Annotated in this window: 15 protein-coding genes, 2 pseudogenes and 1 other annotated feature; of the genes and pseudogenes, 14 read left to right on the top strand and 3 right to left on the bottom strand. The window is 44.3% G+C overall.

The features are described from left to right. Positions 1-18 precede the first annotated feature (18 nt). Positions 19-100 (top strand) — a sequence feature (ribosomal protein L21 leader region). Positions 101-113: 13 nt separating this feature from the next. The 7 genes from rplU to pheA all read left to right on the top strand — a co-directional run bounded on the left by rplU (position 114) and on the right by pheA (position 4,998). Then, positions 114-422, top strand: a complete 309-nt coding sequence (rplU, locus tag AC623_RS13945; protein WP_049663435.1) for a 50S ribosomal protein L21 — start codon at positions 114-116, stop codon at positions 420-422. Between the two features lie 12 nt (positions 423-434). Beyond that, positions 435-767 carry a ribosomal-processing cysteine protease Prp gene (locus AC623_RS13940; protein ID WP_049663433.1) on the top strand — a complete coding sequence of 111 codons (333 nt, stop codon included), beginning with the start codon at positions 435-437 and terminating at the stop codon, positions 765-767. A gap of 15 nt (positions 768-782) precedes the next feature. Continuing rightward, positions 783-1,067 carry a 50S ribosomal protein L27 gene (gene rpmA / locus AC623_RS13935; RefSeq protein ID WP_049663432.1) on the top strand — a complete coding sequence of 95 codons (285 nt, stop codon included), beginning with the start codon at positions 783-785 and terminating at the stop codon, positions 1,065-1,067. Positions 1,068-1,312: 245 nt separating this feature from the next. After that, the gene (locus AC623_RS13930) at positions 1,313-1,858 is read left to right on the top strand and encodes a Spo0B C-terminal domain-containing protein (protein WP_049663430.1); all 546 of its coding nucleotides are present in this window, start codon (positions 1,313-1,315) and stop codon (positions 1,856-1,858) included. A 42-nt stretch (positions 1,859-1,900) separates the two neighbouring features. Further along, entirely contained in the window at positions 1,901-3,190 is a 1,290-nt protein-coding gene (gene obgE, locus AC623_RS13925) for a GTPase ObgE (RefSeq protein ID WP_049663429.1), read from the top strand. A 437-nt stretch (positions 3,191-3,627) separates the two neighbouring features. Beyond that, positions 3,628-4,083: an ACT domain-containing protein gene (locus AC623_RS13920; RefSeq protein WP_049663427.1), complete on the top strand. Its 456-nt coding sequence runs from the start codon at positions 3,628-3,630 to the stop codon at positions 4,081-4,083. Positions 4,084-4,134: 51 nt separating this feature from the next. Continuing rightward, positions 4,135-4,998: a prephenate dehydratase gene (pheA, locus tag AC623_RS13915; protein WP_049663426.1), complete on the top strand. Its 864-nt coding sequence runs from the start codon at positions 4,135-4,137 to the stop codon at positions 4,996-4,998. 33 nt (positions 4,999-5,031) lie between these two features. On the opposite strand, the gene AC623_RS13910 is transcribed toward pheA, so the two are convergent. Next, positions 5,032-5,571: a transcription repressor NadR gene (locus AC623_RS13910; protein WP_049663424.1), complete on the bottom strand. Its 540-nt coding sequence runs from the start codon at positions 5,569-5,571 to the stop codon at positions 5,032-5,034. 60 nt (positions 5,572-5,631) lie between these two features. Beyond that, complete coding sequence (locus AC623_RS13905; protein ID WP_049663422.1) at positions 5,632-6,756, bottom strand: IscS subfamily cysteine desulfurase; 1,125 nt, start codon at positions 6,754-6,756, stop codon at positions 5,632-5,634. A gap of 105 nt (positions 6,757-6,861) precedes the next feature. Here AC623_RS13905 and nadB point away from each other — a divergent pair, with 105 nt between their 5' ends. The 4 genes and pseudogenes from nadB to safA all read left to right on the top strand — a co-directional run. Then, a complete protein-coding gene (gene nadB, locus AC623_RS13900; RefSeq protein WP_049663421.1) occupies positions 6,862-8,457 on the top strand; it encodes an L-aspartate oxidase in 1,596 nt (531 codons plus the stop codon). After that, positions 8,426-9,304 carry a carboxylating nicotinate-nucleotide diphosphorylase gene (gene nadC / locus AC623_RS13895; protein ID WP_049663419.1) on the top strand — a complete coding sequence of 293 codons (879 nt, stop codon included), beginning with the start codon at positions 8,426-8,428 and terminating at the stop codon, positions 9,302-9,304. The genes nadB and nadC overlap by 32 nt, the downstream gene beginning before the upstream one ends. Next, positions 9,282-10,385, top strand: coding sequence for a quinolinate synthase NadA (gene nadA / locus AC623_RS13890; protein WP_049663418.1), 1,104 nt, complete (start codon positions 9,282-9,284; stop codon positions 10,383-10,385). Before nadC ends, nadA begins: the two co-directional genes overlap by 23 nt. A gap of 239 nt (positions 10,386-10,624) precedes the next feature. Then, positions 10,625-10,759, top strand: a pseudogene (gene safA / locus AC623_RS22360) (SafA/ExsA family spore coat assembly protein); the annotation flags it as partial. Positions 10,760-10,941: 182 nt separating this feature from the next. Here the strand turns inward: safA and AC623_RS22355 are convergent. Continuing rightward, positions 10,942-10,989: pseudogene (locus AC623_RS22355) on the bottom strand (hypothetical protein); the annotation flags it as partial. A gap of 920 nt (positions 10,990-11,909) precedes the next feature. On the opposite strand from AC623_RS22355, the gene AC623_RS13880 reads away from it, so the two are divergent. From AC623_RS13880 to AC623_RS13870, 3 genes are all read left to right on the top strand, one after another. Beyond that, positions 11,910-12,881, top strand: coding sequence for an aminoglycoside phosphotransferase family protein (locus AC623_RS13880; RefSeq protein WP_049663414.1), 972 nt, complete (start codon positions 11,910-11,912; stop codon positions 12,879-12,881). Positions 12,882-12,947: 66 nt separating this feature from the next. After that, positions 12,948-13,661: a YhcN/YlaJ family sporulation lipoprotein gene (locus AC623_RS13875; protein ID WP_049663412.1), complete on the top strand. Its 714-nt coding sequence runs from the start codon at positions 12,948-12,950 to the stop codon at positions 13,659-13,661. A gap of 171 nt (positions 13,662-13,832) precedes the next feature. Further along, a complete protein-coding gene (locus AC623_RS13870; protein WP_049663411.1) occupies positions 13,833-15,245 on the top strand; it encodes a LysM peptidoglycan-binding domain-containing protein in 1,413 nt (470 codons plus the stop codon). The last annotated feature ends 231 nt before the right edge of the window (positions 15,246-15,476 follow it).

The following is a 15,476-nucleotide window of genomic DNA, read 5'->3' as shown; positions in this document are numbered from 1 at the left end:
ATGTTATTGTTTGTAGCACCCGTGCTACAACCGCTCATACCAGGTTCCGAAGAGTTTGTTTTTAGCAGACCACCTGCGAATGGCGAGTCTGAGTAATTAAGGAGGTGCAGAGAATGTACGCAATTATCGAAACTGGCGGTAAGCAAGTAAAAGTAGAAGAGGGTCAAGCTATCTACATTGAAAAATTAGATGTGGCAGAAGGTGATTCTGTAACATTTGATCAAGTATTATTCGTCGGCGGCGAGAATGTAAAAGTAGGAAGCCCAACTGTTGAAGGTGCTACTGTTACAGCTAAAGTTGAAAAACAAGGCCGTCAAAAGAAAATTACTGTTTTCAAATTCAAAGCTAAGAAAAACTACCGTAGAAAACAAGGCCATCGTCAGCCATATACAAAAGTCGTGATTGAAAAAATCAACGCGTAAGGCGATGATCAAATGATTCAGGTAGACATAGCAAGGCAGCCTTCTGGAAGAATTTCTTCTTTTACTATGGAAGGCCATGCAGAATTTGCTGAACATGGAAAAGATCTCGTTTGTGCAGGAGCAACAGCTGTTTCATTCGGAGCACTAAATGCTATTATTTCCTTAACTGATGCCAAGCTCGGCATTGAGCAGGGAGAAGAAGGCGGACTGCTGCGCTGTTTGGTTCCGGAAGATCTTCCGGTCGATATAGACGAAAAAGTCCAGCTGCTGCTTGAAGGAATGGTTGTTTCTCTGCAAACGATTGAACGTGAGTATAGCAAATATATAAACATTACTTTTCACTAACAGGAGGTGAGACTCATGTTAAGATTAGACCTTCAATTTTTCGCATCGAAAAAAGGGGTTGGTTCTACAAAGAACGGACGTGACTCTGAAGCTAAGCGCCTTGGTGCAAAGCGTGCAGACGGTCAATTCGTAACTGGCGGTTCAATTCTTTACCGTCAACGTGGAACAAAAATCTACCCTGGTGAAAACGTTGGCCGTGGTGGAGACGACACTCTATTCGCAAAAGTTGACGGCGTTGTTCGTTTCGAACGTTACGGCCGCGACAAGAAAAAAGTGAGCGTATACCCTGCAGCTCAATAATAAAAGCTCGATAAATGGAAGTGGAAAGCTCTAACCAACCGGTTAGAGCTTTCTTTGTGGTTATTTTGAAGCTGCTTTTCATGGTTTGCTATCTCTATTCATTCAATTTCTGTTATACTAATTGGAAAGCCACAACAGGCAGGAAGATTATGGGCATATAATTAGCAATAAAACGAGTGATGAGAAGGCAGCAGCCAACTTCTCTTTCTTCCATATATGTTTGGCACTAGGGGGTGACCTGTGCAGTGGATGAAAAAAGTAACAATTGGACGATTATTCGAGCGCTTCAGCATGCCCGCCATGACTGGATGAATCATATCCAGCTGATTAAGGGGTATATTGCGCTTGGAAAAACAGAAGAAGCAGAGCGGGTTATTGAACAGACGGTTATGCAAGCGAAGCAGGAAGCTCATTTATGCAATTTAGCTTTGCCAGAACTTGCAAAGCTGTTGATTACATTTAATTGGGAGGCGCATGCCTTTCAGCTCGAATATGAAGTAATGGATATGAGTATCAAGACAGGGGCAGCAGACGGCTGTCTCGTAAGCTGGATGTCCTCACTTTTCTGTCTCATTGAAAGGAATGTCGAGACGTATGCAGCTAATCACTTATATCTTTCAATGGAAGAAGCAGAAGAAGGAATTCGTTTCTTTTTTGAGTTCAGTGGAATAATAACGAATACAGAAGCGCTAAGCAAGGGGTTAGTGGAGATACTGAGCGCTTCTGGTGTAAAACGATATAAAATTCATTTGCACTCATCGGAGGAAATGCTCTTCGAAGCGGTCATCTAAAGAGCTCTATAACACGCACAGCTTCATCAATAGGAGGATTTTATGTTTGTAGATCAGGTAAAAGTATATGTAAAAGGCGGCGACGGCGGAAACGGCATGGTGGCCTTCCGGCGTGAAAAGTACGTACCAAAAGGCGGACCGGCTGGCGGCGATGGCGGCGATGGAGCTGACGTTGTTTTTGAAGTCGATGAAGGGTTAAGAACGCTCATGGACTTTCGCTATCAGCGTCATTTTAAAGCTTCACGCGGCGAGCATGGGATGAGCAAAGGCCAACATGGTAAAAATGCGGCCGATATGGTGGTAAAAGTCCCTCCAGGCACAGTCGTCATGGATGATGATACGAAGGAAGTCATCGCTGATTTAACGGAGCATGGCCAGCGAGCGGTGATTGCAAGAGGGGGACGTGGAGGACGCGGAAATAGTCGTTTTGCCACACCAGCCAATCCAGCTCCGGAATTGTCGGAAAACGGAGAGCCGGGACAAGAGCGCTACATCGTAATGGAATTAAAACTGTTAGCGGATGCAGGTCTTGTTGGTTTTCCGAGCGTCGGTAAATCGACACTTCTTTCTGTTGTGTCAGCTGCTCGTCCGAAAATCGCGGCTTATCACTTTACAACCATCGTGCCTAATCTTGGTGTTGTCGAAACGGACGACGGCCGCAGCTTTGTTATGGCAGACCTTCCGGGATTAATTGAAGGGGCACACGAAGGAGTAGGCCTTGGTCATCAGTTTTTACGCCATATTGAACGAACGCGCGTCATCGTGCACATTATTGACATGTCAGGCATCGAAGGCCGCGATCCGTATGAGGACTATGTGACCATTAACAAAGAGTTGAAGGAATATAATTTAAGGCTCACTGAACGCCCGCAGATTATTGTAGCGAACAAAATGGACATGCCTGATGCGGAGGAAAATCTAGCAACATTTAAAGAAAAGATCGATGGAGATACACCAATCTTCCCAATTTCCGCTGTTACGCGTGAAGGGTTGAAAGAGTTGCTGTTCGCAATAGCAGATAAAGTAGACGAAACTCCGGAATTCCCGCTTGCTGACCTAGAAGAAGAGAAGGGCATCCACCGTGTTATGTACAAGCACGAAGATCAGCCGGCAGAATTTATGATTACAAGAGATTCTGCCGGAGCCTTCGTTGTCAGCGGGGCAAAAGTAGAGAAGCTGTTCAAGATGACGGATTTCTCACGCGAAGACTCGGTTCGCCGCTTTGCCCGTCAGCTTCGTTCCATGGGAGTCGACGATGCATTGCGCGAACGAGGAGCCGAAGATGGGGACATCGTTCGCTTGCTTGACTATGAATTTGAGTTTGTTGAGTAGAGATGAAATAACTCATTAGTTCCGGTGTATGCTTACTGTAGCTAATGAGGTTTTAAGTTTATCCAGCTGCAGCGGCTAGACTCTCGGACATAAGACGTCACACCTGTGTGGCGGAAATTTCCATTTTGGTGGTCCGGCTAATGTCTGCCGAGTCTAAACAGCCGCTTCCGCTTTTAAGTTTATCCAGCTGCAGGCGCTAGCGCGTACGGTGGTTTCGAAAAGTCTCAGGGAGTCAAAGAGCGACTTCCTAGGCCTTTCCTCCAACCCCCTATCGCGCTGACCGAGCGCCTTCCGCTTTTAAGTTATCCAGCTGCAGCGCCTAGCTGCTCGAGGTCATAAATCAAATGGACTGCATGGCAGAAAAGCGCCATTTCGTCCATTCGCTTTATGCTTGTCGCAGCTGACCAGGCGCTTCCGCTTTTAAGTGAGGGAGAGACGTGGCTAAGAAGGATTTTGAACGTAAATTTTATCTTGTACGCGAGGATGTTTTGCCGGAAGCGATGAAAAAGACGCTGGAAGCAAAAGAGCTGATCGATCGGCATCGGGTAGACTCTGTATGGGAAGCGGTAAAGAAGGTGGACTTGAGCCGCAGTGCTTTCTATAAATACCGTGATACCGTCTTTCCTTTTCATAAAGTCGTCACTGAACGGATTATCACTTTATTCTTTCATTTAGAAGACCGGGCAGGCACACTGTCTGAATTACTTAGGCTTGTCGCCAAATATGAAGGAAATATTTTAACTATTCACCAAACGATTCCTATTCAAGGAAGAGCGAATGTCACTTTATCATTGAATGTAAGCAATATGACGATTGATTTGGATGATATGCTGGCGGAGCTGGAAAAACTGGAGTTTATTGATACAGTGGAAGTACTGGGCTCGGGTGGCTAAGAGCCGGCTTTCACCCATTCAAAAGATTGCCAATTTTCAAGTAAGGAGAAGATTTCATTGCAAAAAATCGCTTTTTTAGGGCCTGCCGCTACTTTTACTAACTTAGCGGTGCGTCATGCGTTTCCGGGAGAAGAGCATGTTCCTTATCCGACCATTCCAGCTTGTATGGATGCGGTTATTAATGGAGATATGGATTTTGCTGTTGTGCCTATTGAAAATACACTTGAAGGAACCGTTAATTTAACGATTGATTATTTATTCCATGAAGCTGATTTGAAAATTGTAGCTGAGTTGACAGAGCCTATTCAGCAGCATTTGCTCGTTCATAAAGAATACGCCTATGAATGGCAGAAGACAGAGAAAGTTCTCTCGCATCCTCATGCCATCGCCCAATGCCATAAATTTTTACATAGTTATTTCCCGGATATTCCACACGAGCAAATGACATCGACAGCTGCTGCAGCAAAATATGTGAAAGAACACCCGGAACAGCGCTTGGCAGCCATTGCGAATGAATTATCCGCACAAGAATATGATTTAGCAGTTGCCAGACCTAATATTCATGATTATGAATTTAATCAGACCCGTTTTATTGCTCTAGCCAAACAAGAAACAGACCTATCGCTGCCGTTGGCTAGGCCTCGTGATAAAACAACCGTTGTTATTACACTGCCATCTGATAGACCGGGGGCACTTCATCAAGTCTTGGCTGCTTTCTCTTGGCGTAATATTAACTTAAGTAAAATTGAGTCCCGTCCATTAAAGACCGGTCTTGGCAATTATTTTTTCATTATTGACATTGAGCAGCGGATGGATCAAGTTCTCATGCCAGGAGCCTTTGCTGAGATGGAGGCGCTCGGCTGCAAAGTACATATTCTTGGAAGCTACCAGGCCTATGCTATTCAATATGAATAAATTAAAAAAAGCTGTCCCATGAGACAGCTTTTTCTATTCCACGAGTAAAAAACCTGCCTGTCTTAAGGCGGCCTCTGCTTCATCGAGTGTCCGTTCTTCTCTCGCTGCAATGGTGTGCAGATGAACGCCCTCCGTTAACTGTGACAGATAGGCTGCGTTTGTTTCGTTCACCCGCTGAATGAATTGCGCTACTTCTTTCCGGTTAGCCACCATAATGGAAGCTGTTAAATCGCCGTAGACGGGGTGTTCAATCTTTACGTCTTTTACGAGCACTCCAAGATCGACAAGCAAATTTAGTTCTGCTTTTGCATCTTTCGGTTCATGGTTACAGGCAATGGAACGTTCGAACCATTGCTCCGGAACGGCCGGGGCAAAATAACAATAGCCTTGGCTTGTAGCAATAATGGGTTCATTGCGTGCTTTTAATAACGTAATATCATTGACGATGACTTGGCGGCTCACATTCGAACGGTTTGCCAATTCACTGCCTGTTAACGGTTCTTTACTCGTTTGTAACCATTCTAAAATAAGCTTGCGCCTTTCTTCCCCTAAAATCTTTTTCCCGGAAGTCATATTGATCCCTCCCTATACAATCTACACTTTTTTCATTCTATCATAAGGCAGGAGCTAGTTCTAACGGAGAGAAGCTGACGTTATGCCTATCAGGAGGTCTCCGAGTTTCTCTATTTCTTCTGTTGTCGTGCGGCTGCTAAGTGAAATACGGAAAAACTGGCGGGCTTTCTCCATCGAATACCCCATCGCCAGAATCGCCTTTGTGCCATTTTCCGTCCTTGAATCACATGCGCTTCCTGTCGAGATGGCACAGCCTTGTTCATTTAATTTTAGTAAAATCAGCTGTCCTTCTGTGCCGGGCAGCGTCATTCCGATAACAGATGGAAGCTGATGAGCCTCCTCCGTTTCAATCCAATGAAAAGCAGAATGGGCAAGCCTTTCTTTAAGCAAATAGCGGAGCCGCCATTCTTTTTGCAGATTAAAAGTCTGACAAGCTTTTTCAGCAGCTGCGATAAAAGCTGCAATGGCTGGGACATCCACTGTTCCTCCGCGAAAGCCGCTTTCATGAGTAAGACCAGGGAAAAGGGGAGTCCATCGGACGGCAGGATCGATATAAACGGCTCCAACTCCTTTTGGACCAGATACTTTATGAGAAGAAAGCGAAATGCTATGTGCCCACTGAAGCAGCGGCCGAAGATCTAATTTGCTGAATGCCTGAACGCAGTCCGAGTGAAATAAAATATCTTTTTCTTTTAATAACCTGCCAATTTTCTCCATCGGATTGATCGCTCCGATTTCTTGATTCACATATTGCAAAGAGACAAGAACGGTATCGGGACGAATAGCTGCTGCTACTCTTTCCGGCTCTACCATTCCTCGTGAACTAAGCGGCAGCTTTGTAATATGGAAACCTTCTTTTTCTAAATAGGCCATCGCTGAATGAACAGACGAATGTTCCGCCATTGAGGTAATCACGTGTGTGCCTTTTTTTCTTGCTGCTTGTGCCAGCGAAATAATGGATAATAAGTTACTCTCCGTTCCGCCCGAAGTAAAGTAAATGCCTTCCTGTTTGCCACCGATTAAATCAGCTAACGTTTCTCGGCATCGTTTGAGTAAAAAACTAGCCTGGCTGCCTTCATCGTGAAGACTTGAACTGTTGCCAAAAAAATCTTGACTCGCTTTTATATAAACGTTTAGCGCTTCCTTACTCATAGGGGAAGTAGCCGCATAATCGAAATAGATCAATGAAATGTCCTCCTTTATAAAAGGATTTAAAAAAAGCCTTGTCATTAGTTTAAATTTGTGTAAACATATGTGTCAAGACACCTGTTAAAACAAGAGGGGAAAATAATGAATAAACAAGCGGATGTAATCATCGTTGGCAGTGGACTAGCAGCTTTGCAGTTAGCTCATCATTTACATTCAACTAGTCATGTGATTATTCTCACAAAAACAAAGATTAGACAAAGCAATTCCTATATTGCCCAAGGGGGTATTGCAGCAGTAATAGATAAAGATGATAGTGTTCATTCGCATGTGGAAGATACATTAAAAGCAGGACGGTATCATCATTTTACAGATGAGGTAGAGCGGTTAGCCGGTGAGGGATCGATAGCGGTGAAAGAGTTGATTGCCGGTGGTCTTAGCATTGATAGAGAGGCGGATGGACAGCCTTCGCTTGGCCTGGAAGGAGCGCATAGCGCAAAAAGAATTGTTCATTCAGGGGGAGATGCGACCGGCCGTCACACGGTAGAGCACTTATTGGCGACCTTGCCGGCAAACGTGGAAGTGATTGAAGGAGAAATGGCTTATGAGTGCCTATTATCAGAAGACCGCTCTGTCTGTATTGGTGTAAAAACAAAAAATAAAGAAGGACAAACCCATCATTACTGGTCCCCGCATATCGTCTTAGCTACAGGGGGCATTGGTGCTATTTATCCGGCTACATCTAATCAGCCGACCATGACCGGGGACGGGATTGCCATGGCCTTTCGTGCTGGAGCAGAAGTGACAGATATGGAATTTGTCCAATTTCATCCTACGTTACTTTTTAAGGACGGAGCTGCAAGGGGACTTATTTCAGAAGCAGTCAGAGGAGCAGGCGGCATAATTGTGGATGAGAATGGTGTTCCTCTAATGGAGGGCGTCCATCCACTAAGAGATTTAGCCCCGCGTCACGTTACAGCCTATGAAATTTACAAGGCACTAGTAAGGGGAAAAGCTGTTTTCTTAGATATCCGGCATGTTCAACAGTTCGAAAAGCAATTTCCGACGATTACAGCATTGTGTGAAAGAAACGGAGTGCCGATCAGCAAAGGGTTCCTTCCGATAGCTCCAGGAAGCCATTTTTTAATGGGTGGCATTTCTGTTGATTCTAATGGCTGCACAACAGTGCCGGGATTGTATGCAGTCGGAGAAGCAGTCCACAGCGGTGTTCACGGGGCTAACCGTTTGGCAAGCAACTCTTTGCTAGAGGGAATTGTATATGGCCGCAGATTGGCTGCTTTTCTTAATCGTCATATACCAGCAAAGCCAAGGCCGACTGATATGTTTTATTACGAAAAACAGTTAAAGAGCGAATCGGTCATTACGCTTTCAAAGGAAGAGCTGCGAGCCCGTACAATGAAAGCAGCTGGTATTATTCGGACACCGGAAAGCTTGCAGAGTCATATAAGTTATTTAGAGAAACTAGGAATTCAAAAGTGGATCGAAAGAGGACTAGACGAGCTGGATAGAGACGCAATTGAAAAAATAGATATGCATATCAATAGCTATTTAATTAGCCGCGCTGCCTTGCTTCGACAAGAAAGCCGCGGTGCGCATATCCGTACTGATTTCCCTGCCGAAGAAGCAGAGTGGCGCGGAAAACGAATTGTCCAGACAAAGGACCAAATAAACATAAGAGGTGGGCAACATGAACGAAATCCAATTAGAATCCATGCTTAAGCAGTTTTTTATTGAGGATATTGGTGATGGAGATATAAGTGGGGAAGCACTCTTTTCACAAGAAGAAAGAGGCTCGTTTACTTTATTAGCGAAGGAAAACGGGATCTTTTGCGGGAAGCAGATTTTACAGCGCGGCTTTGCTCTTATTGATCCGTCCGCTGTTGTCCATATAAAGGTAAGGGACGGGGAAGCTGTTTCTCCTGGTACGATCATTGCAGAAGTGGAAGGAACGATGCAAGGGCTCTTAAAAGGCGAGCGTGTCATTCTGAATTTAATTCAGCGGATGTCCGGTATCGCCACGGCAACAGCAAAAGCTGTAAAGCAAACTGCCGGCACGCATGCGAAAATTTGCGATACTCGTAAAACAACACCAGGGTTGCGTATGCTGGAGAAATACGCGGTAAAAACAGGCGGCGGTTATAATCATCGTCGCGGTCTTTATGATGCCGTCATGCTGAAAGATAACCATATTGCCTTCGCTGGAGGAATTAAGCAGGCAGTGGAGAAAGCAAGAGCGGTGGTCGGTCATACGGTGAAAATTGAAGTTGAGATTGAGACGAAGCAACAGCTGATAGAAGCGATTGAAGCTGGTGCCGATATTATTATGTTTGACAATCGGACTCCTGAAGAAATCCAGGAATGGCTGCCGCTCGTACCTGACAGCATTGCGACCGAAGCTTCAGGGGGCATTTCGCTTGACAACATTCGGCCATTTGCGGAAAGCGGCATTGAATGGATTTCACTTGGTGCTTTGACTCACTCAATCCGTGCTTTAGATGTTAGTGCAAAAGTGATAACAAAATCTGTTAAGGAGGAAGCTGATCATGTCTATCATGGAAATGCTTAAACAGCCATCTTTTGCTTTACCGGAGAAATACCGGCAGTTAAAGAAAGAGGAAATGGAAGAACGGGTTAGAGAAATCAAACAGCAGCTTGGTCATTCATTGTTTATTCCGGGACATCATTATCAGCGTGATGAAGTTATACAATTTGCTGATGCGGTAGGTGACTCCTTACAGCTTGCCCAAATTTCTGCAAAAAATAAAGAAGCCAAGCATATCGTATTTTGTGGCGTTCATTTTATGGCTGAAACAGCCGATATTTTGACAACATCAGAACAAACGGTCATTTTACCGGATATGCGTGCAGGCTGTTCCATGGCAGACATGGCGGATATCTACCAAACAGAGACAGCCTGGAAGGAACTGCAAGGACTATTTGGTGATACGATGCTGCCGCTTACGTATGTCAACTCAACAGCAGCTATTAAGGCTTTTGTCGGCCGTAATGGCGGAGCAACCGTCACTTCATCCAATGCTCACTCAATGGTCAAATGGGCCTTTGAGCAAAAAAAAAGAATTTTATTTTTACCAGACCAGCATTTAGGACGTAATACTGCTTTCGATTTAGGCATTGGGCTTGATGAGATGGCGGTATGGAACCCGATTAGCAATGAACTTGAGTATGAAGGCGACGTAAGCAGAGCAAAGATCATTTTATGGAAAGGGCATTGCTCTGTTCATGAAAATTTTACCGTTCAGAATATCGAACACATCCGAAGCACTCATCCGGAAATGAACATAATTGTTCACCCGGAATGCACGCGTGAAGTCGTAGGGTTAGCGGATGACAATGGTTCAACCAAATATATTATTGAAAAAATTGAAGCGGCCGAACCTGGGAGCGCTTGGGCGATCGGTACAGAAATGAATCTTGTCAATCGACTGATTCAACAGCATCCTGATAAGCACATTATTTCATTAAACCCGAATATGTGTCCGTGCCTAACGATGAATCGAATTGACTTGCCCCATCTGTTATGGTCACTTGAGAGCATTGTTGAAGGAAAAGAAGGCAATGTGATTAAAGTGGATGATCAAACTGCTCACGAAGCAGTCTTAGCATTAGAACGCATGTTAAATAGATAGTCTTACACCTGCTCTTCAGCAGGTGTTTTTTTGCGAAGCTTTTAAGAGAAATGCCAGGAATAAAGAGTGGTATCCGTGAAGGAAACCATCTGAACAATGAATAAAGAGCCATAGCCGTAAGCAATAAGCAACATTCTTTTCTCATAACTTCTTTGTCATGAGCATACAATTTGGTGTAGGTTCGTTCACAAATTCGTATCGCCCACATATACTACGACGAATGCCTGAGGAGGGAGAAAATGAGAATCCATATTGTTCAGAAAGGGGATACACTCTGGACGATCGCCAAAAAATACGGAGTGAACTTTGATGAATTAAAAAAATTAAATGCGCAGCTGTCTAATCCGGATTTAATTATGCCTGGAATGAAAATTAAAGTGCCAACACCGGCAGGGCCATCTAAAAAAGAAATGCCTATGCCGTCAAAAAAGCCAAAAGAAGCACCGATTTCTCCTTCAAACATGCCAATTAAGGAGCAGCCTAATGTAGTGGCTCCAATGAAACAGCAGCCTAATGTAGTGGCTCCGGTGAAAGAGCAGCCCAACATAGTGGCTCCAATGAAAGAGCAACCCAACATAGTGGCTCCGATGAAAGAGCAGCCCAACGTAGTGGCTCCAATGAAAGAGCAGCCGAAGCCGGTTTCCCCAGTGAAGGAGAAGCCAGTTATGCCGCCGCTGCCGCCAATTGTACCGGAAGTAGAGATTAATCAAGTGTTTCAAATGAACATGGAGCAAATGCAGCAGACCGTTCAACCGCCACCGCCTCCTCCGGCCCCACCTGTTAAGCCCGATAATATTTTTCCGGGGCTTGGTAAAAAGGAAGAGGTAATGGAAAGTCCGAGCATGCCAGTCGCACCGCCGCCTATGCCGGAAATAGAGATGGCATCACCATCACAAGGAGGCTCTAACTACCCGATGAATGCATATGTGAATCAATATCAAATGGCACCGCAAGTTCCAAACTATGGGATGCAGCCATCATTTTCTCCCCAATGGAGCATGCCAGTACCTATGATGCAGCCTTCCTATCAGGTAGCTGGTGAAATGATGGAGTCATCTCCAGAAGAAGTGTCACCTAATTATCCAATGATGCACTATCCTTCACCGGATAACGTGCAGGGGATACAAGAGAATATGCCGAATATGCCGGTGGCTCCCATGTCGTATGCTCCACAGATGTATCCCGTAACAGCTCCATATTCTATGCAGCCATACCCGTCGTCTTGTTGCGTTCCAATTACACCGGTTATGCCAGGAACAGGCTATTATATGCCATACGAAATGCCCTATCAGCCAATGATGGGATATGGGGTAGAGTCACCGGAATATGGGATGCAGCCGCAAGTAATGGGAGCCTATCAACCGTCCGCCTATTATCCACAGCCGATGATGACACAGCCTTATATGCCTAGCTATTACCAGCAGCCAATGGCGTACCCGGCTGGGGGAATGGGCATGCCTTACCCTCCTCCGCCAATATTAGCGGGACAATCGGGTTGCGGCTGTCATCGTTCGGATGAAGAGGATGAAGAATAAGTTTTATCAGGGAGACGACTTAACACCTCGTCTCCTTTTCCTGTTATCTGCCCGTTTAGAAGAAACGATCCAGACTGTTTTTCCATTAAAAAAAGGAAAGTGGCTCGTCATCACTAAAAAACATAAGTGGTTTCTTAAAAGGTATTCGTCACTTTCACAACTAGAAAAGCAAATTCAACTACATCGCTTTTTGTCTAATAATGGTTTTAAGAAAGTGATCCCTTTTCATCCTATATCACCGATTAAATTTGAAAAGCAGGTTTTTGCTGTCATGCCCTTTATTGAACCTTCAAAAAAACCATTTCGCTTTCAAACTAAAGCAGAAAGGGAGGAAGCTCTCCAATTGCTTGCTTTGTTTCACCAGAAGACTGAAAATGTCTCTGAGGAAATGGCTTCAGGATTTCATATGTTTGATCAAATAAGTGTGTGGCGCAAAAGGCTGACTGCGTTTCAAAGCTTGCTTCCCGAATTGGTCCGGTATTTTCCGCCTCCCATATTAGAGCACTACACAGACATGGGAAAATGGTGTCTTGAGCATGTTGTTGAGCAGCCGGGAGACGAAGGAAGGATGGCGGTGATTCATGGGGATGTGGCAGCTCATAATTTTTTTAGGTCCGCCGCGGGCTCTTTATATTTAATTGATTTTGATTTAGCTGCGCGGGCGCCTGCTCTATTTGATTACGTGCAGTGGGTTAATCGTGTCCTGCCAATTGTTGGATGGGACGTGGAGAAAATAATGGAACACCGTGTTCTGTCTCTATATGCACGTAAAAAGAATTGGCTCATCTATACAATGTTTCCTGCCGATGTTTTTCGCGAATGCCGTCGAGTCATGTCTACCTCCTCTAAAGAAAAAAGGATTGCTTATCAACATGCTTACGAGCTTACGGTCAAGTCATTTACAAAGCGAAAAGAGTTTTTTAAAAAATGGAAAAGAGAATGGGAAAAACAGCAGGGATAAGATTTCTCCACTTCTGCAAACTAAGAAGGGCATCATCTGCCCGAATAAGAGCTCAGGGGTGGAGTCATGCAGAAAACGCTGAAAGCTTTTGCTGTATTATCTTTATCGGCTAGCCTGGCGGCGTGTGGGATTGAAAAGGAAAGTGGCTATGGCGGGGATAATAACCAATACGAGCCACAAGGATACTTTTCAAACGCTGGACACGGTGATACGAATGATCGTCATGACGGCCCGCTGACAGAATGGTACGATCATTCTGTTGGGGAAGAACAAAAGGTGATACGAAGAGAGAAAAATCGGTACTTGCAAAATGACGATGACAATGGCCATCCACAAAATCCATCTAAACCGCTTGCTAAAGAGGACCGCAGCTTCTATGAACGGGATAACGAGCAGCCTTATAACAGCGATGCAAACTACCACGGTCATCTAAGTGTTCAAAACGTCCAAGCAAAAAATTCTTATTACACAAACTACAATGGGAAGCTGGCTGAAAAAGTCGTTAGAAAGGCGGAACAGGTAGAAGGTGTACTGGACGCACAGGCATATATTGGCGATAAGGAAATACTTGTTGCTGTACAGATTTCCAAAGAGAGCGATGAGAAAGCAGTAAAAAGTAAAGTCAAGCGAACGATAGAACGCTATGCAGACGGTGCTGAGGTCAGAGTAGCGGACGATATCGGTACCTTTAACTATATTCGTGTTCTAGACAATGATTTGCGTGATGGCGGACCAATTGACTTACACAACACCCGATTTACGAAAGAGAGATATAGATAAACGGGAGTCTCTAGACTCCCGATGAGCTCCTAACCATTTTACGGTTAGGAGTTTCTTTCATTTTGCCGCCTAAGAAGAAGTTTTGAATAAATATTTTGGGAATAGAAGGTCTTCTTAAAGCTCCTGTCCGCATATGTATAATGATATGACTATCATTTGGAGGAGACACCTATGATTATTCATGTAGTTCAAAAGGGAGAGACCTTAGATCAACTGGCGCGCAGGTATGGAGTGGACACAGCTCAAATTGCAGCGGCCAACGAGTTGCCTAACCGTGATCGTCTCGTCGTTGGCCAGGCTTTAATTATTCCCATTTTGGCTCAGCGGCATATCGTGCGATCAGGAGAGACGCTTCGACAAATCGGTCAACGATATGGAGTGACAGTAAGAGAGATTGTTCGGGTTAATCGAATTAGAGATCCGGAAAGGATTAACCCTGGCACTGTGATATATATTCCAGCGAGAAGGCATATAGTAGAGGTTGGAGAGACACTGCGGCAAATTGCGGAGCGATATGGAATAGACATACAAGAATTGATAAGAATGAATAATATCCGACGTCCGGAGGCCATTTATCCAGGGCAGGTTTTATACATTCCATTTGAAAGACCGGTTATTGACGTGAACGCGTATACAATCGAAATGGGAGAAGAAGGAGCCAGGCAAGTTCGTGGAGTAGGCAGGTACTTAACATATGCCTCTCCCTTTGCCTATACTATGAGGGCAGACGGTGGACTAGAATCCATTAACGACGAGGCAACGATTCAAGCGGCCAGGGCGGAGCAAGTTGTTCCCATGATGGCTATTACGAACTTTACTGCAACGAATCCAGGGTCTCGATTAGCAAGTACCATTTTGAGAAGTGTGGAGCTGCAAGAAACATTGCTGACAAATGCAATTCAAATCATGCGCAGAAAAGGCTATCAGGGAATTAACATTGATTTTGAAAATGTCTTTCCAGCCGATCGTGAACGCTATAATCAATTTTTACAACGGGCAGTAAACAGGCTCCATCCAGAGGGCTTCTTTGTTTCCACCGCGTTAGCTCCTAAAATAAGTGGTGAACAACAAGGATTATTGTATGAAGCACATGACTATGCGGCTCATGGCCGAATTGTGGACTTTGTTATTTTAATGACGTATGAATGGGGATACCGATTTGGCCCGCCGCAAGCCATTTCACCACTCAACCAAATTAGACGGGTTTTGGACTATGCTGTGACTGTCATTCCACGGAATAAAATATTTTTTGGCTTTCAATTATATGCTAGAGATTGGCTCCTTCCACATCAACAAGGACAGGAAGCCGAAACATTTGATATGCAAGAAGCTGTACGCCGGGCGGTACAACATGGGGCGTCTATCCAATATGACACTGCGTCCCAATCGCCATTTTACCGATATACAGATGAACAAGGACGTACGCATGAAGTATGGTTCGAGGATGCTCGCAGTGCTCAAGCAAAATTTGATCTTGTAAAAGAGTATAACCTCCGTGGAATTAGTTATTGGGTACTCGGTTATCCATTTCCACAAAACTGGCTGCTTTTGCAAAGCAACTTTAGAATTCGGAAAATAGGGTAAGGGGATAGGAAGAGCAGAAAGCCAGTAATTCATACTTGTCAAAGAAGTATGAATTACTGGCTTTTTGTTATTTTCTAAATAAATTTAATGCAGGCAGATCGTTGATAAAGGATCATCTATTTAGCCTATTTTTTCTTTTTGTTGTAAAAATAACTTGAAAATAGTAATCATTACGATTTATTATATATTATAAATCGTAATGATTTTGATTTAAAAATGGATTAATATTTA

Origin of the sequence: Bacillus sp. FJAT-27231, from assembly GCF_001183975.1 — a bacterium.
Classification (GTDB): domain Bacteria; phylum Bacillota; class Bacilli; order Bacillales; family Domibacillaceae; genus Pseudobacillus; species Pseudobacillus wudalianchiensis.
The sequence above is the reverse complement of the archived record's forward strand: the minus strand, read 5'-3'. Positions and strand labels throughout refer to the sequence as shown.

Coding starts and splice junctions, on each gene's coding strand:
- rplU (WP_049663435.1), top strand. CDS start 114: ATGTACGCAATTATCGAAACTGGCGGTAAGCAAGTAAAAGTAGAAGAG.
- AC623_RS13940 (WP_049663433.1), top strand. CDS start 435: ATGATTCAGGTAGACATAGCAAGGCAGCCTTCTGGAAGAATTTCTTCT.
- rpmA (WP_049663432.1), top strand. CDS start 783: ATGTTAAGATTAGACCTTCAATTTTTCGCATCGAAAAAAGGGGTTGGT.
- obgE (WP_049663429.1), top strand. CDS start 1,901: ATGTTTGTAGATCAGGTAAAAGTATATGTAAAAGGCGGCGACGGCGGA.
- AC623_RS13910 (WP_049663424.1), bottom strand. CDS start 5,571: ATGACTTCCGGGAAAAAGATTTTAGGGGAAGAAAGGCGCAAGCTTATT.
- nadB (WP_049663421.1), top strand. CDS start 6,862: ATGAATAAACAAGCGGATGTAATCATCGTTGGCAGTGGACTAGCAGCT.
- nadC (WP_049663419.1), top strand. CDS start 8,426: ATGAACGAAATCCAATTAGAATCCATGCTTAAGCAGTTTTTTATTGAG.
- nadA (WP_049663418.1), top strand. CDS start 9,282: ATGTCTATCATGGAAATGCTTAAACAGCCATCTTTTGCTTTACCGGAG.
- AC623_RS13880 (WP_049663414.1), top strand. CDS start 11,910: ATGAAGAATAAGTTTTATCAGGGAGACGACTTAACACCTCGTCTCCTT.
- AC623_RS13875 (WP_049663412.1), top strand. CDS start 12,948: ATGCAGAAAACGCTGAAAGCTTTTGCTGTATTATCTTTATCGGCTAGC.
- AC623_RS13870 (WP_049663411.1), top strand. CDS start 13,833: ATGATTATTCATGTAGTTCAAAAGGGAGAGACCTTAGATCAACTGGCG.